The organism is Flavihumibacter rivuli, from assembly GCF_018595685.2.
Classification (GTDB): domain Bacteria; phylum Bacteroidota; class Bacteroidia; order Chitinophagales; family Chitinophagaceae; genus Flavihumibacter; species Flavihumibacter rivuli.
Window position 1 is genome coordinate 1,231,146 of the sequence record NZ_CP092334.1, and the last position, 25,522, is coordinate 1,256,667.

Annotated in this window: 17 protein-coding genes and 1 tRNA gene; 10 read left to right on the forward strand and 8 right to left on the reverse strand. The window is 50.0% G+C overall.

Annotated elements, in window-relative coordinates:
- Positions 1-39 precede the first annotated feature (39 nt).
- The 6 genes from hutI to KJS94_RS05530 all read right to left on the reverse strand — a co-directional run bounded on the left by hutI (position 40) and on the right by KJS94_RS05530 (position 8,061).
- Positions 40-1,281, reverse strand: a complete 1,242-nt coding sequence (hutI, locus tag KJS94_RS05505) for an imidazolonepropionase (protein WP_214446315.1) — start codon at positions 1,279-1,281, stop codon at positions 40-42.
- Between the two features lie 9 nt (positions 1,282-1,290).
- Positions 1,291-2,667: a UDP-N-acetylmuramate--L-alanine ligase gene (locus KJS94_RS05510; RefSeq protein ID WP_214446316.1), complete on the reverse strand. Its 1,377-nt coding sequence runs from the start codon at positions 2,665-2,667 to the stop codon at positions 1,291-1,293.
- 81 nt (positions 2,668-2,748) lie between these two features.
- Positions 2,749-4,203: a S41 family peptidase gene (locus KJS94_RS05515; protein ID WP_214446317.1), complete on the reverse strand. Its 1,455-nt coding sequence runs from the start codon at positions 4,201-4,203 to the stop codon at positions 2,749-2,751.
- A gap of 98 nt (positions 4,204-4,301) precedes the next feature.
- The gene (gene hutU / locus KJS94_RS05520; protein WP_214446318.1) at positions 4,302-5,984 is read right to left on the reverse strand and encodes a urocanate hydratase; all 1,683 of its coding nucleotides are present in this window, start codon (positions 5,982-5,984) and stop codon (positions 4,302-4,304) included.
- 35 nt (positions 5,985-6,019) lie between these two features.
- Entirely contained in the window at positions 6,020-7,582 is a 1,563-nt protein-coding gene (hutH, locus tag KJS94_RS05525) for a histidine ammonia-lyase (RefSeq protein ID WP_214446319.1), read from the reverse strand.
- Positions 7,579-8,061, reverse strand: coding sequence for a MarR family winged helix-turn-helix transcriptional regulator (locus tag KJS94_RS05530; protein WP_214446320.1), 483 nt, complete (start codon positions 8,059-8,061; stop codon positions 7,579-7,581). Before KJS94_RS05530 ends, hutH begins: the two co-directional genes overlap by 4 nt.
- A 117-nt stretch (positions 8,062-8,178) precedes the next feature.
- On the opposite strand from KJS94_RS05530, the gene KJS94_RS05535 reads away from it, so the two are divergent.
- Together KJS94_RS05535 and ung are read left to right on the forward strand one after the other, a co-directional pair.
- Positions 8,179-8,255: transfer RNA gene (locus KJS94_RS05535), tRNA-Arg, on the forward strand.
- Positions 8,256-8,423: 168 nt separating this feature from the next.
- On the forward strand, positions 8,424-9,095 hold the full coding sequence (gene ung, locus KJS94_RS05540; RefSeq protein ID WP_214446321.1) for a uracil-DNA glycosylase: 672 nt from the start codon (positions 8,424-8,426) through the stop codon (positions 9,093-9,095).
- A gap of 70 nt (positions 9,096-9,165) precedes the next feature.
- On the opposite strand, the gene KJS94_RS05545 is transcribed toward ung, so the two are convergent.
- Together KJS94_RS05545 and KJS94_RS05550 are read right to left on the reverse strand one after the other, a co-directional pair.
- Positions 9,166-9,903 (reverse strand): lysophospholipid acyltransferase family protein, encoded by a 738-nt coding sequence (locus KJS94_RS05545; RefSeq protein ID WP_214446633.1) that lies wholly within the window; start codon positions 9,901-9,903, stop codon positions 9,166-9,168.
- A gap of 45 nt (positions 9,904-9,948) precedes the next feature.
- The gene (locus KJS94_RS05550; RefSeq protein WP_239804303.1) at positions 9,949-12,579 is read right to left on the reverse strand and encodes a putative LPS assembly protein LptD; all 2,631 of its coding nucleotides are present in this window, start codon (positions 12,577-12,579) and stop codon (positions 9,949-9,951) included.
- A 119-nt stretch (positions 12,580-12,698) separates the two neighbouring features.
- Between KJS94_RS05550 and KJS94_RS05555 the strand changes: the two genes are divergently transcribed.
- The 8 genes from KJS94_RS05555 to KJS94_RS05590 all read left to right on the forward strand — a co-directional run bounded on the left by KJS94_RS05555 (position 12,699) and on the right by KJS94_RS05590 (position 25,500).
- Positions 12,699-13,670, forward strand: coding sequence for an N-acetylmuramoyl-L-alanine amidase family protein (locus KJS94_RS05555; protein ID WP_214446322.1), 972 nt, complete (start codon positions 12,699-12,701; stop codon positions 13,668-13,670).
- Between the two features lie 114 nt (positions 13,671-13,784).
- On the forward strand, positions 13,785-14,780 hold the full coding sequence (locus KJS94_RS05560) for an MlaD family protein (RefSeq protein ID WP_214446323.1): 996 nt from the start codon (positions 13,785-13,787) through the stop codon (positions 14,778-14,780).
- The gene (locus KJS94_RS05565) at positions 14,749-16,410 is read left to right on the forward strand and encodes an OstA-like protein (RefSeq protein WP_214446324.1); all 1,662 of its coding nucleotides are present in this window, start codon (positions 14,749-14,751) and stop codon (positions 16,408-16,410) included. Before KJS94_RS05560 ends, KJS94_RS05565 begins: the two co-directional genes overlap by 32 nt.
- A 9-nt stretch (positions 16,411-16,419) precedes the next feature.
- Positions 16,420-17,598, forward strand: a complete 1,179-nt coding sequence (gene nhaA, locus KJS94_RS05570; RefSeq protein ID WP_239804304.1) for a Na+/H+ antiporter NhaA — start codon at positions 16,420-16,422, stop codon at positions 17,596-17,598.
- Between the two features lie 305 nt (positions 17,599-17,903).
- Positions 17,904-18,653, forward strand: coding sequence for a DeoR/GlpR family DNA-binding transcription regulator (locus KJS94_RS05575; RefSeq protein ID WP_214446325.1), 750 nt, complete (start codon positions 17,904-17,906; stop codon positions 18,651-18,653).
- A gap of 20 nt (positions 18,654-18,673) precedes the next feature.
- Positions 18,674-20,518 (forward strand): outer membrane protein assembly factor BamB family protein, encoded by a 1,845-nt coding sequence (locus KJS94_RS05580; RefSeq protein ID WP_214446326.1) that lies wholly within the window; start codon positions 18,674-18,676, stop codon positions 20,516-20,518.
- A 33-nt stretch (positions 20,519-20,551) separates the two neighbouring features.
- A complete protein-coding gene (locus KJS94_RS05585; RefSeq protein ID WP_214446327.1) occupies positions 20,552-23,794 on the forward strand; it encodes a SusC/RagA family TonB-linked outer membrane protein in 3,243 nt (1,080 codons plus the stop codon).
- A 17-nt stretch (positions 23,795-23,811) separates the two neighbouring features.
- Positions 23,812-25,500, forward strand: coding sequence for a RagB/SusD family nutrient uptake outer membrane protein (locus KJS94_RS05590; RefSeq protein WP_214446328.1), 1,689 nt, complete (start codon positions 23,812-23,814; stop codon positions 25,498-25,500).
- Positions 25,501-25,522: the final 22 nt, after the last annotated feature.

Sequence of the window (25,522 nt, forward strand, 5' to 3'; positions counted from 1 at the left end):
CCTATTAAGATAAATGAAAATGCCACATGAACATTCATTTTACACTACCTGTCCGTTAATAAGCACCTTACTGATCAGGTTACTGCCAAAACTATAGGGCAATAAGGCCAGGTGTTCCATGGGTTGGGTGATGATCAGGTTAGCCCTTTTACCAATGGCAATACTGCCTACTTCCTTCGCTGATTCCATGGCAAATGCCCCATTGATGGTGGCAGCATTAATGGCCTCTTCCGGCAGCATCTTCATCTGGATACAGGCCATGGCCACCACCAGGTTCATATTGAAACTGGGTGACGAACCGGGATTATAATCTGAAGCGAGGGCCATGGCCGCGCCTGCTTCGATCATCCTCCTGGCCGGCGGATAGGCCATCCGCAAGAAAAAAGCTGCAGTTGGCAACATGGTGCCAATGGTTGGGGAAGCAGCCAATGCCTGGATAGCCGCTTCATCCATGGTTTCCAGGTGGTCAACCGATACCGCCTGGGTCTTCACTCCCACCTGCGTTCCGCCAGATAGGTTCAATTGGTTGGCATGGATCTTAGGTTTCAGGCCAAAGCGGATTCCTGCCCGGCAAATGCGTTCTGTTTCCTCCGGTGAAAAGAAACCATCTTCACAAAAAACATCTATGTAGTCTGCCAATTCATCAGCAGCGATCCTGGGCAGCATTTCGGCTTCGATCAGCCGGATATATCCCTCGTGGTCATCCTTGAAAGGTGGCGGATAGGCATGTGCCCCAAGGAAGGTGGCCTTGATGGGTATGGGGGCTTTCTCCTTCAATCTCCTGATCACCCTCAGCATCTTCAGTTCTCCTTCTACCGTTAACCCATACCCGCTTTTTATCTCCAATGCACCCGTTCCCAATTTCATGGCTTGCTGTAAACGGCCCCAGGCCAGTTGGTACAGATCCTCCTCACTGGCCTCATTGAGCCGCCTCGCTGAATGGAGGATTCCCCCTCCCTTTGCAGCAATTTCAGCATAGCTGAGCCCACGGATCTTATCGATGAATTCCAATTCCCTGGTAGCGGCAAAAACCATATGCGTATGGCTGTCGCACCATGCAGGTAAAACCATTCCACCTTCCACATCCAGGACTTCTTTCACCTCTCCCAAAGCATTCCGGTCCAACTGGCTCATTTCGCCAAAAGCAAGGATCCTTCCTTCCTCAATGGCCAGCCAGGCGTTCCTGATATTGTCAAGACGTGCCAGCTCCCCTCCTTTTAATGGCGACAAGGGTGAGCCAATGCCGGCAAGGTTACTGATATTATAGAGTAGCGTGATCATGTTCAAGTATTAAAGGTCTTGCCAAACAGTAGCAGCGAACTGTTCCAGTGACGGGTCCCTGGCGCCCATCAACAATAAAACGCAATTGTCAGTAAAATGCGGACGCAGGACAGCCAGCAGGTCCTTTCGGTCCTCTACAAAATAGGCTGGCTTGCCTTGTTCGCGGAGATCATTGATCAGGTCATTGGCGGATATATCCTTGGTTGCCGTTCCCCCGGCGTAAAAGATCTCACTCATCCAGATCTCATCCTCTGGCCTTAGCACCCTGCCGATCTCCTCTACAAAATCATGGCGCAAAAACCTCGTTGGTCCATAACCGTGAGGCTGGAACCAGGCGATCACCTTGGGGGCAATAGGCTGGCAAGCCTGGATGCTGGCGGCACATTTGGCCGGGTTATGGGCATAATCATCGATCAGCCATACCCCTTCCTTCTTTCCCATCACCTGGTGACGACGATAAATGCCTGTGTATAGTTCAAGGGCCGCTGCGCTGATGGCCAGGTCGATGCCCAGTAAGGAAGCAACTGTTGCAGCGGCAAGGGCATTCTCCATATTGTGTTTCCCTACCACCTGCATGGTGAAGGGAACATGGTTAATGGTAAAGCTGATGGACAATCCATCCTGCCTGAAATCCCTGGCCACATAGGCAGCAGGACTGTTTTCATCTGTGGAAAAATCATTAGCCATATCCGTGGAAAGCTTTGCAGCCAAAGGATGAGTCCTGTTCACCACGAAACGTGAACTGTTCTCCCGAAACTGCCCAAACACATCCATTAACACCTCAATTTCCTTATGGTCTTTATCCACATTCAGCAATAACCCGATCTCCGGATGGTATTGCACGATGGATCCGTCACTTTCATCTGCCTCGATCACCAGCCAGTCCCCATTGCCAACTTTGGCATTGCCGATCTTACCTTCCCTGATGATACTTACCAGCCCGGCCCCGCTGATGATACTGGGCTCAAGGCCGGCATGTTGAAGGATATCAAACAACATGGCACTGGTGGTAGACTTACCCGAAGTACCGCCAACGGCAATGGTTTTCTTGCTGGCTGCGATCAATGCCAACAACTCACTGCGGCGTATGATCGGTATATTCAGGGACCTGCTTTTCTGGACTTCCGGAACAGTTTCCTCAACAGCTGTTGACACTACTACCAGGTCGGTATCCGGGGTAATCCCCGAGCCGTCCTGAAGGAAACAACCTATACCTTCGGCCTCCAGTTTCGTCTTTGTATCATTGAAAACACCCGGCTGAAAATAGCGATCACTGCCATTCACTTCCTTGCCGATACCCTTGAGGTATTGTGCCAGCGCACTCATCCCGGTTCCTGCCACCCCAATAAAAAATACTTTCTGGAATTCGTTGATCGATGCAATCATGGTTTCCTATTGTTGGCAACAAATGTAGGGAGAATGAAGGCTGTCAGGCAAAACACCAACGGCTAATTTAATAGCCAGGGCCTATTTAGACTGTAACAGCTTTCTCGTATACTCCACCCAATTGGTTTCATTATCCGGAACCTTGTAATGGGGGGTGATCCCTACAAATTCATATTTCCTGTCCTTGTTCTTGCGGGTGGTGGTCCAGTTCAGCAAATTGCCACAGGGAGTTTGTATATCCATCACATTACCATAGGCAATGTAACCGCCGGAATTCTCCCCTACCAGGATGGTCTTCTTGCTGTAGCCGGCATCAATGATCAACTGTTCGGCAGAAGAGGCTGTCTTATTATTGTAGAGAATGGCCACCTTCACCGGGTTACCCTTAATGGGTTGGAAGGTCCGGTAAGCTCCCGGGTTACTGATCGCTACATAACTACCAAAAGGCTTGCCATCCATTTGCGTGATCCGGTACTGCCAGTTCCTCCATCCATCCCTTCCCCAGTTTACCGTATCCTTTTTGGCCACATCACGGATATCCTCATACGCTTTTTTATTTTCAGCAGTCACGAACATCTCTACGAAGTCATAGAAGATGGTATCTGTGTAGAGCAAGGGCATTAATGACCTGTAATTGGCGTCACTACCCCCGCCATTGTTCCGCACATCAATGATCAGGTTGGGGTACTTGCTGATCTCAGGAATGATCTTTTTATAGGCAGAATCCAATTGGGCACTAAACTGTCCACCGAATGACCGGATACTGATCATACTGGTTGAGTCATCCAATACTTTAAAGCTGATGATCCCATCATTATTGATGCTCTGGTCAATGGCAAGTTCAGCGGCAGCAGGATATACCTTTTTCCATCCGGAATTCAGCAGCTGGCCATTTCGCAATTTCCATGGCTCAAAATTGAGGCTATGGTTGCGCATGAATATATAGGCATCCAGGCTGTTGCCCCCATTTTCCTTGAGTTCCAATTTTACCTGCCCCTTCACCCATAATGGTGTTTTAGAAGCCAGGATCAGTCCATAATAGTCCCGGTGGGATTTCTTATTCTTCAACAGGGCAACCGTATAGGTCCCATCGGAGCTGGTGTAGATGCCCTCAATGCCCGGTTGTTTCAGGGACTTCAGGTATTTCATCACCGCTGCGGAATCTACCTCTGCCTTCTCGGTCCCGGTAAAAACCGGGGATGCCAGGAAAGCCTTCAGGGAATCCGGGTTATTCTCCACTACATTCCTGGAAGAAGCATAATAATTGCTATGGTGGTCTTTCAAATAATTGATGTACTTCAGGATATAGGCACGGCAATATTTCGACTGCTTATCCTTGTTGATGGATTTTTCAAGTGACCGCACAAACTTCCTGTAGGTTTTATCCTCAGGACTTTTGATATCACTATTAAAGCCGGGATGGTTTTTCTCCATGTGGGACTTTACAAAACGAAACTCCACCAGGCAATCGCATTCCTGTGCTTTTGTGGCGACTGAAAACAGCACCATGATGAAAAGTATAAGGCTTGAACGCATGGCAATTTTTTTATGAATAAAAATAGCAGCAAACCTACCCATCAAGTCATCAACTTGTCATGAAACCGCATAATTCCTGTATCAATTAACAAAAGTTGTTATCCTTCCAGCCTTTCGCTAAGGTCCAACCCATGCTTCCTCGCGGTATCTTTTGCTATATCGTACCCTGCATCAGCATGCCTGATCACCCCCATGCCCGGATCATTGCGCAGCACCCTGGCCAGCCTCGCAGCTGCCGCTTCAGTGCCATCCGCAACGATCACCATACCAGCATGGATACTATAGCCCATTCCTACCCCTCCACCATGATGCAGGCTGACCCAGGAGGCACCGCCCGCAGTGTTCACCAGGGCATTCAACAAGGGCCAGTCGGCCACTGCATCACTACCATCCAGCATGGCCTCGGTTTCCCGGTTGGGACTGGCTACCGATCCTGTATCGAGATGGTCGCGGCCGATCACGATCGGGGCCTTTACCTTACCGGTCCTTACCAGTTCATTGAATGCCAGGCCTGCCTTCTCCCTTTCACCCTGGCCCAGCCAGCAGATCCTGGCTGGTAAACCCTGGAAGGCGATCCTTTCCTTCGCCAGTTTCAACCAGCGTTGAAGGCTCTTGTTTTCCGGGAAGAGATTCGCGATCACTTCATCCGTCACCGCGATATCATTGGGATCACCACTTAGGGCAGCCCATCGGAAAGGCCCTTTGCCCTCACAGAACAAGGGCCTGATATAGGCAGGTACGAAGCCGGGGAAATCAAAGGCATTTTCCAATCCTCGTTCCTTGGCCCGGGCCCTGATATTATTGCCATAATCGAAGGTTATGGCACCCATTTTCTGCAGTTCCAGCATCAGTCCAACATGAATATACATGCTATCGTAGCTCAGTTCGATATACCTGGCCGGGTCCTGTTGGCGCAACACATTGGCCTGCTCTACGGTCAGGGTATGCGGCACATAACCGATCAGGGGATCATGCGCAGAGGTCTGGTCGGTGAGGGTATCGGGTACGATCTTCCTTTCCACCAGTCTTTCCAAAAGGGTTACCGCATTGCACAATACACCAATACTAAGGGCTTCGCCATTCGCCTTTGCAGTCAATGCCCTGTCGATGGCCTCATCAAGGTCTGTCAGCTTCAGGTCAAGGTAGCGGGTTTCCAATCTCTTGTCGATCCTCCATTCCTCTACTTCAGCGATCAGGGCCACCCCTTCATTCATGGTAATGGCCAGGGGCTGTGCTCCACCCATTCCACCCAGGCCGGCAGTAACATTGAGTGTACCTTTCAAGGTTCCCCCAAAATGCTTGTCTGCCGCTGCGGCATAGGTCTCATAGGTTCCCTGAACGATCCCCTGTGACCCGATATAGATCCAGGAACCCGCCGTCATCTGTCCATACATCATCAGTCCCTTCTTTTCCAATTCCTCAAAATGCTCCCAGGTGGCCCATTTAGGAACCAGCTGCGAATTCGAGATCAGGACCCGCGGCGCATCCGGATGGGTGCGCAATATGCCTACCGGCTTTCCACTCTGTACCAGCAGGGTCTCATCCTGCTCCAGGTCCTTCAGCGCCTTGATGATGAGGTCGAGCGATTCAAAATTGCGGGCAGCCTTTCCCCTGCCGCCATAAACGATCAGGTCATCAGGCCGTTCTGCCACTTCAGGGTCGAGGTTGTTCAGTAACATGCGCAAGGCAGCTTCCTGTATCCACCCCTTGCAACTGAGGTTGGTACCGGTTGGGGTCTTGTATTTATTGACGTCATAACGATGGTAGGTTGCGGTACTCATATCAAGATTCTTTTGGTAATTAGCGATGTTGTCATTTAGGCCCCGTAGGTCTCAAATCCCTTGTTCAGGCTGATCCCTTTCACTGCCGCGAAGGCATTCAGTTGCTTCACGAAGGAAAAATCACTGATGATGGCCTTGATCTTCACCACATCATCGGCGAATATCCTGTCCTCATCCGCAAAGCCCACATACTCACGTACATGGTCATGCGCAAATTCCAGCAGGGCGCTGCTTTTCAGGGGCCGCCTGAATTCGATGGCCTGGCAGGCACACATCAGCTCAATGGCGAGGATAAATTCCAGGTTATCGATCACCCTGTTCAGTTTCCTTCCGCTGATGCTGCCCATGCTCACATGGTCTTCCTGTCCCAATGAGGTGGGGATACTGTCGGCACTGGCAGGGAAGCAAAGGGTCTTGTTCTCGGTTACCAGGGCTGCCGTTGTATACTGGGGGATCATGAACCCGCTGTTCAATCCCACCTTGCTCATCAGCAACATGGGAAGCCCCCACTTGCCTTCCAGCAGGAGGTAACACCTGCGGTCTGATATGTTGCCGATCTCCGCCGCTGCTACACAGCAATAGTCCAATGGCAGTGCGAGTGGCTGGCCATGAAAGTTCCCGCCACTGATGGTATGGTGGGCGTCAAAAACGATCGGGTTGTCCGTAACGGCATTCAGTTCGATCTCGGTCAGTTCCTTCAGGTGCAGCCAGGCATTACGGGAAGCACCGTGCACCTGTGGCATGCATCTTAAGGAATAAGGATCCTGTACCCTTCCGCAATCCACATGGCTTTGCATGATCTCCGATTGGTCCAGCAATTGCATGAGTCGTTGCGCCACCAGTTTATTACCGGCATAGGGCCGGAGAGCATGTAACCTTTCCTCGAATGGGGCCTTGGTACCGGTAAGTGCTTCGAGGCTCATGGCCCCGATAATGTCAGCGGCTTCGAGGCAATTGTGCAAACGCTCCACCGCCTTAATGGAATGGGCCAGTATGAACTGGGTGCCGTTGATCAGGGCCAACCCTTCCTTCGGACCCAATTGCACCGGTTGCATGCCGAACTCCTGCAGTACTTCAGCCGTTGGCCTTCTCGCCCCCTTGTGCCATACTTCACCAAGACCGATCAAGGGCAGGCAGAGATGGGATAAGGGCGCAAGGTCACCACTGGCGCCAACACTGCCTTTCTCGGGCACCACCGGAAGGATATTCTCCTCTATGTGCCAGCATAACCTTTCCAAAGTGGTCAGCTGCACGCCTGAATACCCCTGTGCCAATGCATGAACTTTCGTGATCAGCATGAGGCGGGAAATATCGGCAGGCACCGGATCACCCACCCCAACACTATGGCTCTGCAAAATCTTGTATTGCAGGGTACGCGTATCCTCCTCCGATATGGAGGTATTGGCCAGGATGCCAAAGCCTGTATTCACCCCATATACGGTCCGGTTCTCTTCCACAATGGTGGCTACCGCCGCTTCACTCTTCTTAATCCTGGCGATCGATTCCGGGCCAAGTTCTGCTTTCAATGCACCATCCCTGATCAGGAGGACCTTCTCCAGGCTCAGGTGGTCAATGCCATATTGAAATACCTTATTCATTTCAGGTGTTTTTCCATTCGTTCAAATAATGATCTTTCCTGCATTTGCTGCTCAGTATCGGCGATGGCTGCCAGCATCTTGCTGCTGTTCTCCCCTTCTGCCAATAGGGATTCCATGGCCTGTTGCAGCGCCTTCCAGACCGGCTCAACCTGCTGTAATAGTTTCTGCCCTTTTGCGGAAAGGGTCACCACCTTTTTCCTTGCATCCTGTTTGTCAACGGTTGTCTTCAATAAGCCCTTCTCCTGGAGGTTACTCACCAATTGGCTGGCGGCCGAATGGGAAACTTCCAGCTGGTCGGCGATATCCCTGATGGATGCCGTTTCCTGTTGGGAAAGAATATAGAAAATAGGAAACCAAGTGGCGTCGAAGTGGATGCCCCTGGAACGGTAGCATTTATTGAGGTCAGAAAGGAATGCTTCGCTCAGGCGCCGCAGGCGACTGCCAAAGACCAGCACCCCAAGGTTGGCGTAGAATGACAAGCGATCGTTTTTAAATTGTATAAGTACTTATACAAATTTAAGTGATCCCTTTCCTACCGGCCAAATTTTCTTCCTGATTTTGGCCGGAAACGGGTTTGGCGTATATTTGCGCCCCAAGGTCCGGTAGCTCAGCTGAATAGAGCAACTGCCTTCTAAGCAGTAGGTCACAGGTTTGAGTCCTGTCCGGATCACCAGGAAGGGAGCCCAAAGGTTCCCTTTTTTCTTGCCCTTCTTCCCCCCTTTCCCCAAAAGCAACTATCACAGCTCCCGCATTCCTTTCCTTCTCTGTATATTAGGGACTGTTTAACGCGGTGTGTGATTTGCCTTGGCTAGAAACGGTGAAAAGAACAATATGCTGAACCATGGATGTAAAAATTGAAGAAAGCTGGAAAAAGGTATTGAAACAGGAGTTTACCAAACCCTATTTCCAACAGATCGTGACCCACCTCAAAACGGAGCGAATGGCCGGCAAGGTGATCTATCCGCCTGGCTCCCTTATTTTCCATGCGTTTGACAAAACGCCTTTCGAGAAAGTGAAAGTGGTGATCCTTGGCCAGGACCCCTACCATGGGCCGGGACAGGCCATGGGCCTCAGTTTCTCCGTTCCGGATGGCGTGGCTACCCCACCCTCCCTGCAGAATATTTACAAGGAATTGCATAAGGACCTCGGTGTACCCATCCCGCCCAGCGGGAACCTGGAAAAATGGACCGAACATGGAGTCTTATTGTTGAACGCTGTATTGACCGTTCGTGCCAACGAACCGGCCAGTCATGCCAAGATCGGCTGGATTGATTTTACCGATGCCGTGATCCGCACCATCAGCGATAATAAATCCAATGTCGTCTTCATGCTTTGGGGAAGGTTTGCACAGGAAAAACAGGCACTGATCGACGAAACCAAACACCTGGTGCTGAAGGCAGCCCACCCCTCTCCCTTCAGTGCGGATAAAGGCTTTTTCGGTTGCCGTCATTTTTCAAGGGCCAACGAATACCTGGTGAAAAATGGCATCGACCCGGTTGATTGGAAACTCTGAGCTTAAAGGGAAATCTGCCAGCCTGGTAGAGCAACTGATCGAAAAAAACAATACTAAATATTTATTGCTTTTACCCCCGCTGGTAATGGCCTTTCATGACTTCAAAGGCGCGTGTCTTCAGGCTTTCCACTGTATCCCCCGGACGGACTTCAATAGGCTCAAGGAAGTCGATCCGCAATGGATGCGGCATAAGATAGAATGCTTTATGGGCTGGATTCACGATACGGGTATGAAAGATCACCCCCGGAATGATCGCCTTACCTGTATCCATGGCCAGTTTGAAAGCACCGTCATGAAAGGGCTTTAATGGCTCGCCGGTCCTGTTCCGCGTCCCTTCTGGATAGATACACATATGCAGTCCCATGTCCAGCACCTTCTTCATCTTGTTGTAACTTTCCTTCCTGCTGGCATCATTCTTCCGGTCCACCAATACACTGCCCAATTTATAGATCAACCCGAATACAGGGATCTTCGCCATTTCTATTTTTGCTATGGTCTTATTGCCTGCAGGAATGGCAGGTGAAGAAACCGGCACATCCATCAGGGCATTGTGGTTACAGATCACGATATAGTTCTGTCCAGGCGCGAAATGTTCCTTCCCATTCACCTTTAACGGACAACCGATCATCCTTAAATAAACAGCCATCCAACCCCTTGCCATGGCAATGAACCGATGCGTGCGCCTTGGCTCAGGGATGGTATAACAGAACACCAGCACAGGCACCAGGAAAATCACCATGGTAATGGCAAAACTGATAATTGCCCATAACGCCCATATCCGACCGAAGATCTCCCTGAATAGTTTCATCACTGTTATTGGTTAGTTGGTTGAAATAAGTACTGGATAAGCTTTTTATTGCGTATAGAAATACCGGCTCCTGTTTACCCTCAGGTCGCGCAGCAACCCTGATTTGGGATTGATGGTGATATTGAACGATCGGTAAAGCCCAACCGGTGTAATGTTGATACCCAACTGCCAGCAATGCAATTCTCGGCTAAGGAACATCGTTAGCTGTTGGATGGAGGTACTCCTGAAATCATAAAAAGTGTTGGCCCCCATCTTCCATTTGGGCGTAAGGTTGAAATCACCGCTCAGGTTGATGCTGGAATTCAATTCTGTCTGATACCCCGAATAATCATTCTTTAACCTGCTAAAGAAACTCAGGGAGAAGGATACATTCAATGACCAGGGAATATTGAAATCTGCAAATTCTGCCGGGTTGTTCCGGATATAATTCAGCTGCGCCTGCTGTTCATCCATGGTCATAGGCAGGGCCCCTGATTTCACGAGGTCATCCTGGGCCTTTTCAACTTTCTTCTTCTCCTTGCTGCGGAAGGAAGTAGATACCGCGATGTTTCCGGACGTGATCCTTCCAAGGGAAAAATTACCTCCTGACCAGGCATACTCGTCGATCCTGAATCCCCTGCTGTCCGTTTTATAGGGATCAATATTGGCGGAAGCGGTAAAATTGACCTTCTCAAAAAGGGTACTCCGCAGGTAAACATTGAAAGTGGATAGCTTGAACGAATCAGCGAGGAAATTATAACTACCGGAAATACCGAAACCATCGATCAGGCGGACCTTCTTGATCGCTTCTGCTGATGTATCTTTCTTATCCCTCACCTTCATTTCAAGGTTATTGTCGAGGGTAAAACTCATGCCCCCGAATGTTCCTTCGCTGAAAGCACCATACAGGCTTCCATCATATTTAGAGAACCGGAACTTGTTTCCCAGGGTGTCGATCTGGGTGGTATAATGGTCCTTCCCATTCAGGTCGGGTTTGTAGTTGGCACTGACCGAAGGCCTGATCACGTGGCGGATGGCCCGGATCCTGCTGTTCTTGCCAAAATTCTCGAACTTACCAAAGATGGCTGTATTCAAGGCAATACTGAAAGCCACATCCCTGGCCGTAAAGAAGCCCTTGGTAATGGAGGTATCCAGGCCTTCTTTGGTCGGATTCCAGGAACGTACAAATTGCTGGGCATACCAACGCTCATTATAACTCATGCCTGGGGAGATCTGGACAGGCCCCAACGCAGGCAAGGCAAGGGTAATGGGAACGGTATGCTGCGCCCCCCATTGAAGGGTATCGATCAATTGGGAGAAGGAGAAAGCACTATCATAGAAAGAGACCTGGTTCCTGAACTGGGAGTTCAAACCAATACCCAGTTTCTCATACCATTTGGGTTCGCCCACAAATTCCTTCTTCTGCAAAGGATAAAAGTTGTTCACGGTAAAGGAACCTTCCGGCAGGCGGATATTGATCAACCGGGTACGGCTGTTCTGGTCATGACCCGCGTTAAGGGTCAGGTTGAACCTGTTATCCCAATTCTTGGTATAGTAGATGGAGGAATACAACTGGTTAGTGAAATTGATATTCGGGTTCACCCCCACGAACTGGTTATACTGGGTAGAACCCGCATTCACACTGGCCTGGAAAGTAGTACCCGGTCTTGCCTTGCTATCGGCGGAATGGTTCCAGCGGATATTGAAACTCTTGTTGGTTTCAAAATCAGCCTTGCCACTATTGCTCAGGATCCTGGTGGATTGGTATGCGAGGTTGAGTTGCCCCTGGTAACGGTAACGCTTTCGGTAGGTGGGGGTCAGCACCGCACGGTAACCGCCGTAGGAATAAATATCACCCCGGATCATCAAATCGAAATAGTCGTTCAGGACCTTGTAATAGCCCAACCCTTCGAGACCAAGACCAAACTGTTCATTAGCCGTGAACTGCGGTGGCAGGATACCGGAATGCCTGCCCGATGACAAGGGGAAGAAGCCAAAAGGCAGGTAAATAGGAACAGGAACCCCTTCAAACTCCGGATGGATCGGTCCGGTGACCGCCACCTTCTTGTTGACCAATTTGAGTTTCTTGGTCCTGAAGGAGAAGTGAGGGGTATCGAGGTTACAGGTAGTGAAACGCCCATACTGCGCATAGAAATCATTCACCGATACCTTCTTGATCCTTTCCCCATACACAAACATTTCTCCCTGCTGGGTATAAGTGCTCTTGGTGATACCTTTCTGGGTCTTGAAATTATAGATGATGGAGTCTGCATCCATATTGCTTTCCCCCTGCACGAAATGGGGCTTGCCCTGCTGCTGGCCCAAACTATCGGTAGTATAGGTGGCTACCACCAGTTGGGTGGGCTGGTCCAGTTCGATCTTGTATGCACTCATGTCAAGATCCTTGTACTTGGTAGTGGCCTTGTTGTACAGGGTGATCTTCTTGGTGGGCACTTCCAGCACCATGGAGTCGCTGGCGCTATAGCGGACAGGCGCATCCAGGGAGTCGGCAGACACTTTTACATTCAGGGTATCCACCTTTTGAACCTGCACAGGGACAGTATCCTTGTTGGGTTGAAGGGGTACGGTATCGGTCTGCAGGACTGTTAAGCTCTTGTAAAAATTCTTGTTTTCAGGATAATTAGCGAAGCCAAGAAGGGTAACCAGACAAAGAACCAGCGCAAAAAGCCCTGACAAACTGTATTTTAAACTAAATTTGCCGCCGTTGATCATATTGAAGAATGGGGGCAAAAATAGTGATTCAGCCGGTATGTAGAGGAGGAACTGGCGTAAACCCATTAAACAAAGGATATTCTATGATGAAAAGAATCAAGACCCTATTGCATATCGTTAGTGCTGCGGTGCTTTTCTTAAATATTTCACAATCCCTATTGGCACAGGGATCATCCCGCAATGCCCTGCGTACAGTGATCATCGATCCGGGACATGGTGGTATTGATCCGGGTGCCCGCGGGCTTTTCTCTACAGAAGCCGAAGTGGCCCTGCAGATCAGCATGAAGCTGGGCAAGGCACTGGAAAAAGAATATCCCCACATCAAGTTTATTTATACCCGTACCTCCGATGCCCTTCCCGGCGGAGCCACCAACGTAAGACAGGGTTTGGTTAACCGCGCCAATATGGCCAATGAGGCCAAGGGCGACCTGTTCATCAGCATCCACCTGAATGCAGCAGGCCAGAAAGCCGGAGGATGGTATGCCAAAAGGATTGTCGGGTATAAACCAAAGGTGGTGTATACCGGCTCCGGCAAACGCAGGAGGAAGAAGACCATCCAGCAGCCCATCTATGAATCCTACTATGTGAAGAACGAAAGGGTTGGAACGGAAACCTATATCTGGGCAGCAGACCGCAGCGACGATAAAAGCGAATTCATCAACATGGATGAAGGTGGTGAAGCGGAAATTGCCGACTCCACCAACGTGCTTGACCTGAACTCCCCTGAAGCCAGGATCAGGGCCCAGTTGTACACCAAGTTCTTCTTCCGTAACTCCGCCCTCCTGGCCAGTTATGTAGAAGATGAATTCAAAACCGCAGGAAGGAAAAGCTATGGGGTGAAGCAAAGGAATAACAAAGGTATCTGGGTGTTGCAGGCAACCGGCATGCCTAGTATCCTGATCGAAACCGGATTCATCTCCAATAAGGAGGAAGAAGAATACCTCAATAGCGAAGCCGGACAGGAAGAAGTGGTGAACAACATTATGGCCGCCTTCCGCAGGTACAAACAAGAAATTGAAAATCCCAGGGTTACTTCCCGGCCAGCAGGGAAATAATACAGGTTCCCATATTCCCTACCATTTACCTGACCAGCAACAAACTTTAATTACTTTTGACCTGTTCCTTATGGATAGGCCGCAGCATACGGCTATCCTGATAAAACAAGAAGAATGAAAATTTCCAACGAAACGAAGATTGGTGTAATGGCCGCTGTGGCGATCACCTTCCTGATCCTGGGATTCAATTTCCTGAAAGGGAAGAACCTGTTCGACAAGAACCATAAGATCTATGCCGTATTTCCAAAGGTGAACGGCCTGGCCAATTCCAACCCTGTCCTCATCAATGGATTGCAGGTAGGCATGGTGTATAGTATGCAGGAAAAATCCCGAAATATTGGAGATGGCATCATCGTTACCATCAACCTTGCCAGGGATATCAACATCCCCAGCAATTCGGTAGCCTATATTTCACAGGACCTTCTCGGTGGGGCCACCCTCATCATCGAACCGGGGAACAGCACCGCTTTCCTTGCGGATGGCGATACCCTTGGCACTAAAGTAGTAGTGGGACTAATGGACGAAGTAAAGGGAAATATCAACCCCGCCATCAAAACGCTGGACGGCACCTTGCAATCATTAGATTCACTGGTGGAAGTAGCCGGCACTTATTTTGATCCCGCAACCAAAAAGAATTTTCACCAGATCGTCAGCAACCTCACTGCAGCATCCAATGCGCTGAACAAGTTGATGAACGCCCAGAACAGTGCATTGAACCAGTCACTCGCCAATGTGAATACCATCACCGCCAACCTTGCGGGCAATAACGAAAAGATCAACAGCACGCTGGATAATGTGGAGAAAGCCACTGGCAAGCTGGCCAATGCAGAACTTGAAAGCACCATTGCGGAATTGAAGAAATCCATTGAAGGCCTCAATACCCTGCTGGCGAAAGCCAATAGCAGGGATGGATCACTCGGCCTGTTGATCAATGATCCCAAATTATACAACAACCTCACCAATACTACCAGGAGCCTGAACATCCTGCTGGATGATTTCAAGACCCATCCCAAGCGCTATGTGAATGTGTCTGTATTTGGAAAGAAAGATAAGAGCACCCCACTATCAGCTCCATTGAATGATTCAACCAATGCTCCACAGCAACAGTAAGATGAGGGAAGGAAAAAAGCTACTGACTTTATTGATGGGCCTCTTCCTGTTCATGGCAGCCAGGGCCCAGGTCCGCATCATGGCAGCCAATGACAGCTCGCAACTGGTGATCATTAAAAAGGCAGACCGCCTCAGGTATGAGAAGCGCGACAGCCTCACGGAATACCAGATGCTGGCAGGGAACGTGGTGCTGCAGCAGGAGAACACCCTGTTCTACTGTGACAGCGCGGTATTCAACCGAAAGGATAACCTGATAGAGGCATTCGGCAATGTGCATATCAATGATGCAGACAGCATCCATACCTATTCCCAATACCTCATCTATTACGGGAATACCAAGAAGGCCTACCTGAAAAAGAATGTACGACTGACCGATGGCAAAGGTGTGCTTACCACCAATGAACTCGAATACGATACCCAGACCAAGATCGGTACCTATACCAAAGGCGGGAAGGTGGTGAATGGCAAGACCGTACTGACCAGTGAGGAAGCCACTTACTACGGGGACATGAAGGATGTATACTTCAAGAAGAATGTTAACCTTAAGGATCCTCAGTATATCCTCCACGCAGATTCCCTTTTGTATAATACCGATACACAGATCGCCACCTTTATTACCCAGACCTTTATCCAGGACACCAGCAACCGTAATATCACGACATCTGAAGGTTATTACGACATGAAGAACAAGCTGGCCCGCTTTGGGAAAAGGCCGGTGATCAAGGACAAGGGAACCACAGTGATTGGCGATGAGGTTGGTTTCGATGACAATACTGGCGAAAGTTTTGCCAGGGGCAATGCAGTATTCAGGGATTCGGCACAGGGCATCGCCATCATTGCCAATGATATCAATGCCAACAAAAAAAAGAATACCCTGCTGGCCACGCAGAACCCGATCCTGATCATCCAGCAGGATAAGGATTCCATCTACGTAACAGCGGACACCTTGTTTTCCGGCAGGCTAACCGATATGGCCAACTATGACCGTACCTTCCTGAATAAGGATACCATCAAGGATGCCACCGTGATCAGTCCATCGGATACCACTAACCGAAACCGGTTCTTCCAGGCCTATCATCATGTGCGCATCTTTTCCGATTCCCTGCAGGCCGTTGCTGACAGCCTTTTTTATTCAGGCGTGGATTCCGTATTCAGGCTTTTCCAGCAGCCCATCGTATGGGCCTCAGGAAGCCAGGTGACAGGCGATACCATTTATTTGTATACCCGTAACAAGGATCCGGAAAGGGTTTATGTATTTGAGAACGGCATGGTCATCAACCGCACTGAAGCAGGGTATTATAACCAGCTCAGGGGCAATACACTGAATGGCTATTTCAAGGATGGTGCCATTGATAACATGCGGGCCAAAGGATCGGCAGAAAGCATCTATTACGCCCAGGATGACCAACAGGCCTATGTGGGGGTGAACAGGGCGACTGCCGATGTGATCGACATCTTTTTTCTCAATAAGGAGCTTAATAAAGTAGTGTTCAGGAGCGAGGTAAACGGTACCATGACCCCCTTTGGCCAGGTGAACCACGATGAGATGAAATTGAGGAGTTTCCAATGGCTGGAAAAGAGGAGGCCAAAGACCAGGTTTGAATTGTTTGAAGCGCCGCAAACGCAATAAACTAATACTATGGCTGCATTTCCAAGACTCAGGAAGATCATCCGCAAAGGACTGATCAGTCCGATCCAGGAATTCATTAAGGATAGCCGCGCAGTTGGCATCACCTTGCTGGCATGCACCCTGCTATCCCTCTTCCTCGCCAACAGCAACTGGAGTGCAACCTGGATAGGCTATATAGAAAAGGAACTGCATTTCCCTGAATGGTTACATGTGCCCCACAGTGTGCTGCACTGGATCAATGATGGCCTGATGACCATTTTCTTTTTCCTGGTAGGCATGGAGATCAAAAGGGAACTATTAGATGGTGAATTGTCTTCTTTCAAGAAAGCCATCCTGCCGGCCGCAGCAGCCATCGGTGGCATGATCGTTCCAGCCCTGGTCTATGTAGCTTTCAATGCCAATACAGAATACCATGCCGGCTGGGGAATACCCATGGCCACAGATATTGCCTTTTCCCTTGGGGTAGCTTCCCTATTGGGCTCAAGGGTTCCTGTAACCCTCAAGGTCTTCCTGATGGCACTGGCCATTATTGATGACCTCGGAGCCATTTTGGTGATCGCACTCTTTTATGGTGGCGATATTTCCTGGAACTTTTTATTGTATGCCGCCCTCGTAGTCATTGCCCTGGAATTGATCAACCGGTTTCGCTTACACCATTGGTTGGTAACTGTACTGGGTGGAATCCTGATCTGGTATTGCATCTTCAATTCCGGTATCCACGCCACCATTGCAGGTGTAATAACCGCCTTGCTTGTTCCGCTGGACAAACTACCTGATTATGAGCATGCCCTTCATGACCCGGTCAATTTCCTGATCCTCCCCTTATTTGCATTGGCCAATACTGCGATTGTCATCCCCGGAAATTTCACCGAAGCAGTGACCACTACCCTAAGCTGGGGTGTCCTGCTCGGACTGGTCCTGGGAAAACCCATCGGTATCAGCCTCTTCTCCTGGCTGGCCGTTAAGACCGGCCTGGGCGAAAAACCGGAAGGCAGTAACTGGACCCAACTGATCGGAATGGGTGCCCTGGCGGGAATAGGTTTTACCATGTCCATCTTCATCACCATGTTGGCGTTTACGGATGTCATTCACCAGGACATCGCTAAACTGGCCGTCCTGATCGGTGCCGTAGTGTCAGTTGTATTGGGTCTACTGCTGCTCTCCAGGGGCAAGGCCAATCCATCCTGAACTTTAGATACGCTTTCCAGTTTTTAGCCATCCCTTAGTGGCCAGCAAGACTATGCGTCTTTCTGCACCCTTTAACCTATTCAAAAGATCCGGGGAAATGTTTGCCGAATCGGGTAATTTCCATTTTTCCCTTCTTTTCAACGACCATCCCCACCTGAATAAAACCGGATTTTCGCAATTTTTTGCGGTTTATTTCACATTTAATTGCCTAATAATTGCAGTATTTGTCTTTTTAATGCCGACTTGTGCGTCTTTATAACTACTTTGTCGAGTCAATTTTTCAGAACAAGTAGATAAGGCTCCACATGTTAAAGAAGGAAAGACAGGCACTGATTTTAAAGCAGGTTAACCTCCATAACAGGATCTTTTCGACCCAGTTGTGCGAGGAGATCAGGGTGTCTGAAGATACCATCCGCCGCGATCTCCTTGAACTGGCCAGCGAAGGGAAGATCATTAAAGTGCATGGAGGGGCCCTCTCCTGCTCCTTTGCCATCAATAACTGGAACCAGGACGAGGTCTATTCTTCCGATAAGAAGAAAACCATCGCCGCCAAGGCTGCGGCCCTTATCGAAGATGGCATGTTCGTACTGACTTCCGGCGGGACTACCATCATTGAACTGGCCAAGGCGCTTCCCCCTGACCTGAAGGCCACATTTGTCTGCGGTAGCCTTCCTGTACTGCTCGAATACATGAACCATCCCAATATTGAAGTGATCGTGGTCGGTGATAAACTTTCAAAGTCTGCCCGCATCACCTCTGGTAGCCAGGCCATTGAACAGGTCAGGTCCATCAAAGCCGACCTATGCTTCCTGGGCATCAATGCCATTGACCTTGCCTGGGGACTTACAGATAACGAATGGGAAGTGGTGCTGCTGAAGAAGGCCATGGTAGAATCGGCCAGGAAGGTAGTTGGGTTGACCATTTCAGAGAAGATCAATACTTGCCAGCCACTATCGATCGGCCCGGTGGAGGACCTGGATTATTTAGTCACGGAGCTACCTCCCGGGGATGCCCTGCTGGAGCCATATGCCAATAAAGGAATAACGATCATATAACCCTTAGAAACGAACACACAGTGTTAACGAAAAGATTGCTGCCATTACTACTCCTGCTTGCAGGCTTGAATGCCATTGCCCTGGGGCAAGCTGTCCGTTTTGCCTTTCTGACCGACCTGCATGTCAGCCCCGGTATCGAAAGCGAAGCCAACCTGGAAGAGATCGTCAGGGACATCAACCAACAGGCCTTCGACTTTGTGGTGATCACCGGCGACATTACCAATACCGGTTCCAACGCAGAACTACAGTCCGTTCACCGTATCCTGGGAAAACTACAGCCCGCTTATCATATCCTTCCAGGCAACCACGAAACCAACTGGTCGGAAAGTGCGGGCAACACCTACCTCCAACTCTGGAAGGCAGACAGGTTCTCCTTTTCCTATAAGGACTATTTCTTTGTCGGCTTCAATACCGGTCCCTACCTTAAGATGGGTGATGGCCATGTGAAGCAGGAAGACCTGGTATGGCTACGGCAGGAACTCACCAATAAGAAACCAGCCAATGCCAAACTCATCTCTCTTGCCCATTATCCTTTGGGTGACGGGTTAGACAACTGGTATGAGGTCACCGGCATCCTGAAAGAACACCAGGCATTACTCGCGCTCTGTGGTCACGGCCATCGCTTGTCGGTCCATAATTTCGATGGCATTACCGGCATCATGGGAAGGTCGAGCCTTCCGAAAGGCACTGATGGAGTAGGCTACAATATCGTTAGCCTTTGGGGCGACAGCGTATTGATCGAAGAAAAACTGGTCAACCAGGAAAAGCCCAGGCTGTTCTACCGCTCAGCACTCAATACCGGCAGTATCGCCACTATTAAGGTGAATGGCAAACTGCCCGACTATTCCATCAATAAGACCTACCCGGCCCACCAACCGGATTATATTTTCCAGGATTCATCCAGCATTTTCAGCGCACCGGTGATAGCCGGCAAGAACAGGATCGCAATAGGCAATTCAACCGGCAAACTAACGGCGATCAATACCCGCAGTAAAAAAGAATTATGGTCCATAAACCTGGAAAGAACATTGTATGCGACGCCCGCCTATTCCAATGATAGGATCGTGATCGGGACCACAACCGGGGAACTGTCCTGCTTCGAGGCTTCCAGTGGCCGGAAATACTGGACCACCGCTATCAAAGCCCCCATCATAGGCGAAGCTGTCATTGAGCAGGACAGGATATTTATTGGAGCCGGCAGCGGCAGTTTTTACTGTATTGACCTGAATACGGGGAAGGTCATCTGGGAGAACCGGGACTTTACCGGGCAGTTACAGGCCAGGCCTGCCATCAGCAATGAAGTAATTGTAGTGGGGGCATGGGACACCTTCCTGCATTGCATAGACAAGGCAACCGGAACCACCCGCTGGAAATGGAACAATGGCAACAGCCAGAAACTTTACTCACCGGGAAATGTGGTACCTGCCATCTACTCGGATAAGGTCTTCATCGTTGCCCCCGATCGCTACATGACGGCAATCGACATCCGTACCGGACAAACAGTGTGGCGCAACAACCAATACAAAGTAAGGGAGTCCATGGGCCAGAGCAGGGATGGCCAAACCATTTATGCCAAGCTCATGAACGACAGCATCATTGCCGTTCCGGCATTGGACAGCAGCTTCCATATCAAATGGGCCACCAATGCCAGGTTCGGCTATGAACACAACCCTTGCCCAATTCGATCATATAACGGTTACGTATATGCGGGAACTAAGAACGGCGAGCTGATCGTCCTGCATGAAGCAGGCGGTGAACTGGCCTGGAAATACAAAGTGGGCAATGCCGCCATCAATGGCATTGTACAGGACCGCAACAAAAGGATCTGGGTCACTACTACAGAAGGAAAACTCATTCGATTTTAACCCTATTTCATTAACCAAAACCATAACAATCACATGAGAAAGATCAAGTCTCTGTTGTTATTTGCCTTTTTCTGTTGCCTGTCGGGCATCGTACTGGGGCAAACCTTAACCGGGCAGGTCCTGGATAATGCTACCAAAAAGCCCATTGCCGGCGCTTCTGTGGTAGCAGGCCAAAAAGGAACTGCATCGGATGAATCCGGTAATTTTTCCATTGAAATGCCGAATGGCATAACCAGCATTACCGTTTCCAGTGTTGGGTTCCAAAAGCAAACGGTAAATGTTGGCAAGGCCATGAACGTTACCATTTACCTGCAAGCGGAAGAAGCCAACCTCGACCAGGTAGTGGTAGTGGGATATGGCTCACAGAAAAAAGCCAACCTTACCGGTGCCGTGTCATCAGTGGATGTGAAGAAGGTATTGCAATCAAGGCCTGTCACCGATGTGGGCAATGCCTTGCAAGGTGCCGTACCGGGATTATCGATCACCAATGCGAGTGGTGCCCTGGGCCAGAACCCCACCATCACCCTCAGGGGCCTTTCCGGTTCGCTGAACGGATCAGGCGCCAAGCCCCTCATCCTATTGGACAACGTGGAGATCCCATCCCTGAACATGGTGAACCCGGAAGACATTGAAAGCATTTCCGTGCTTAAAGATGCGGCAGCAACCTCTATCTACGGTACTCGTGCCGCATGGGGCGTTATCCTGATCACATCGAAAGGCGGTAAGCGCAATGCCAAGGCTACCATTACCTATTCGAACAACTTTGCCTTCTCCAAACCAACCACTACCCCGCAGGTTGCACCTGCAGTGGAAGGAACAGAAATGGCATTCAAGGCCATGCAGCGGGTAAATCCTTCCACCACAAGATTTGGCGTAGTGGGCATGTATTTCGACGAGATCGGTATCCAGAAAATGCGTGAGTGGCAGCAGCAATACGGCGGACAGGACCTTGGACCGGAAATGGTGCTGGGTCGTGACTTTGAAATTCGCAGCGGCCAGCTCTACTTCTACCGCCCATGGGATGCAGGCGAAATGTTCATGCGGGACTGGATGCCCCAGCAAAAGCATGACCTGAGCATTTCTGGTGGCAATGACAAATCAACCTATTTCGCCAGTGTGGGCTACCTCGGTCAAACCGGTGTGCTGAAAGCCAACCCTGACAAGTTCGATCGTATGAACGCCACCGTTGGTTTTACCGCCAAGGTGAATGAGTGGATGGACCTGCGTTCCAAGGTATTCCTGAGCAAGACACAGACCACCCGCCCCTATTCCTTTGGAGGCGATACCTATGACCCATGGTATTACCTGCTTCGCTGGCCGGCAGTCTATCCTTATGGCACTTACGAAGGCAAGCCTTTCCGCAGTGCATTGACGGAAACCGAGCAGTCCAACAATATTTCCTATGACGCCAATTTTGGACGGATCAACCTGGGGTCAACTTTTAAATTGCACAAGGACCTTACCCTGGATGCAGACTACAACTACACACGAAATAACGATGTGGAACACCAGGCGGGTGGAACCGTTACTGCCTATAACTTTTGGGCAGGTGGTGGTAACCTGAACTATTCTACGTACACTTCCCCTTCCTATGATAAGGTGAGGTATACTTCCTGGTGGAATGAAATGCACACCATCAAGGCCTTTGCCACCTATAAGAAGAACATTGGTGAGCATGACCTGAAAGTGATCGCCGGTACTGATGTAGAATGGTACAAAGGCTGGTCGCAATATTCAGAACGCAGGACATTGGTGAACCCCGACCAGCCGGAACTTCCCCTGGCAACAGGTGATCAGTTCGTAGGCGGAGGTCGCGGCGAATGGGCCACCAGGGGCTATTTCGGAAGGATCAACTATGCCTTTAAGGACAAGTTCCTGCTGGAACTGAACGGCCGTTTTGATGGCTCTTCCAAATTCCCCAAGAACGACCAATGGGCCTTCTTCCCTTCCTTGTCGGTTGGTTATGTACTGAGCAAGGAGAAGTTCATGGCCTTCTCTGAGAACGTGCTGTCCTTCCTCAAACTGCGTGCCTCCTATGGTTCGATCGGTAACCAGGATGTGGGTTCCAACAGGTTCCTCTCTACCCTTCGCTCTACTTCATCAGGTTGGGTGATCGGAGGCAACAATATTCCCACCTTTACTACCCCCAACTATGTTTCCCCTTCACTTACCTGGGAAACAGTCAGCACCCTTGATTTCGGTGTTGATGCACGCTTCTTCAACAATAAGCTGGGCATCAGCTTCGACAGGTATATCAGGAAGACCAGTGACATCATTACTTCTGGGGCCACACTTCCTGCAACCCTGGGTACGGCAGCACCTGCACGCAACTATGCAGAGATCACGACCAATGGTTGGGAACTGGCTGTTGACTTCAGGCACAGTTTCAACAAGGACCTGACCCTGAATGTAACGGCTGTCCTCTCCGACTTCCAGGAAAAGGTAACCCGTTATGCCAATACCACCAATGTCATCACCAGCTTGTATGAAGGAAAAGTGCTGGGTGAGATCTGGGGTTATGAAACAGACAGGTTCTTCGACAAAAACGACTTCGAACAGGATGCCAATGGCAACCTGATCCTGCAGAACGGTCGTTATGTTATGGCCAAGGGCGTGCCTTCACAGTCGGTGTATGAGAACAGCTGGTTCTTCTACGGTCCCGGCGACATCAAATACAAGGACCTGAACAATGATGGCAAGGTTGACTTCGGGACCAATACCCTTGACAATCCGGGTGACCAGAAAGTGATCGGTAACACTACTCCGCGTTACATGTATGGTCTTAACCTGGGACTTACCTGGAAAGGTATTGATTTCAACATGTTCGTTCAGGGCGTGGGTAAGCGCGATTACTGGGCCAATGGTCCGATCGCCATTCCTGGTTACCGCACCGGTGAAGCATGGTTTGCCCACCAGCTGGATTACTGGACTCCGGAGAACCCCAATGCTTTCTATCCGCGTCCCACCGACCATAACAATACCAATAATGCAAGGAACTTCCTGCCCCAGACCAGGTACCTGCTGAATATGTCCTATACCCGTTTGAAGAACCTTTCAATTGGTTATAGCCTGCCTGTAAACCTGGTTCGCAAGATCCACCTGCAAAGGCTGAGGGTATATGTAAGCGGTGAGAACCTTGCCGAGATCGATCACCTGAAACTGCCTATCGATCCTGAAGTTGACCTGACCACTGCAGGAAGGAATGACAGCAATACATTCGGTAGGGTGTATCCTTTCAGGAGGAGTTATTCATTTGGTGTACAGGTGAATTTCTAAACAATTAAATGACTACAATGAAAGCACGTATCTTATCTATAGCATTACTGGCCCTTTCACTCGGTGCCTGTAAAAAAGATTTCCTGGTCCGTAACCCGCAGGATGTAGTAACCGATGACACTTACTGGACCAACGAAACCAATGTCCGCTCCTTTGCCTATGGCTTTTATGCTGACTATTTTGATGGTTATGGTTCCGGTTATACCTGGGGTAAGTATTTTACCGGGCAGAGCCTGAATGATGATTTCGCCCCTTCCACCCCTGCCCAGTTCATCCGCAATGTACCCACTTCAGGTGGCGGCTGGAGCTTCAGCAATGTTCGCAAGGCCAACCTCTTCATCAATAGGGTTAGCAATTCACCGCTGGCTGCTGAGGCCATCAATCATTGGACAGGCGTTGGCAGGTTCCTGAGGGCCCTTGAATACCATAACCTCGTGAACCGATTTGGTGACGTTCCCTTCTACAACAGGGAATTGACAGAAAACGACCTGGATGAGCTATACAAACCGAGGGATTCCAGGGCATTGGTAGTAGATTCCATGCTGGCCGATTTCCAGTATGCCGCTGCCAACGTAAGGGTAACGGATGGCACAAAAGGCCTGACCATCAACCGTGATGTGGTACTGGCCTTTATGTCGAGGGTATTCCTGTTCCAGGGCACCTGGATGAAGTACCATAATATTGACCAAGCCAAGGCTACTGCTTACCTGCAGGCGGCCAAATGGGCAGCGAATGAACTGATCAGTTCCGGACGCTATTCCCTGAGCAATAACTACAGGGGGAATTTCAATTCCCTGAACCTGGCCGGGAATACAGAAATGATCATGTACCGGTCTTATGAGGCGGGCATCCTGACCCATGCCCTGAACAGTTACAATAACAAGGAGCCACAATCAGGCGTTTCCCGTAATGCAGTGGAGAGCTATCTCTGCAATGACGGTCTTCCTATTGGGGTCTCCCCGCTGTACCAGGGCGACAAGACCGCACAGGCTGTATTCAGCAACCGTGACCCCCGGATGGCGCAGACCATTGTACAGGAGTACAGGCTGAATGGCATTGTAGGGAACTTCTCTACTTCGGGATTCGCTACCCATAAATTCCTGAATGAAGCCATCAAGGATGCCCCCGAAGGCAATAGCAATCTCAACCCTACTGACGCCCCCATCATCCGTTATGGTGAAGTGCTGATCAATTATGCAGAAGCCGTTGCGGAATTGGGCGAGCTGACCCAGGCAGAGCTGGACAGGTCGGTGAATGTGTTGCGCAACCGTGCCGGGGTTAAGCTTCCTGCCCTGCAGACCCTGGGTGGCTTACCCGCAGTGAATGGTGTAGCCTATGATGACCCGAAAAGGGACCAAACAGTTGATCCATTGCTTTGGGAGATCAGGCGCGAAAGAAGGATCGAACTGATGAGCGAAGGCTTCAGGCTCGATGACCTGAGGCGTTGGAAAAAACTGGGCTACACAGATACCGAGGCCAATGCATCGATCAACCGTGGTGCCTGGATCAAGCGATCCGACTACCCCGGACTGAAGGATGTGGTAATTGAGAATAATGCGGCAGAAGGTTATATTGTTCCGGCCTGGAAACCGGAGACCCAGCGACTCTTTGTTGACCCCAAGGTTTACCTCGATCCGCTGCCGATCGACCAGATCAAATTATACCAGGATGCCGGTAAACAACTGGCCCAGAACCCTGGATGGTAATATCCTCTGTCCTGTGTTTTTT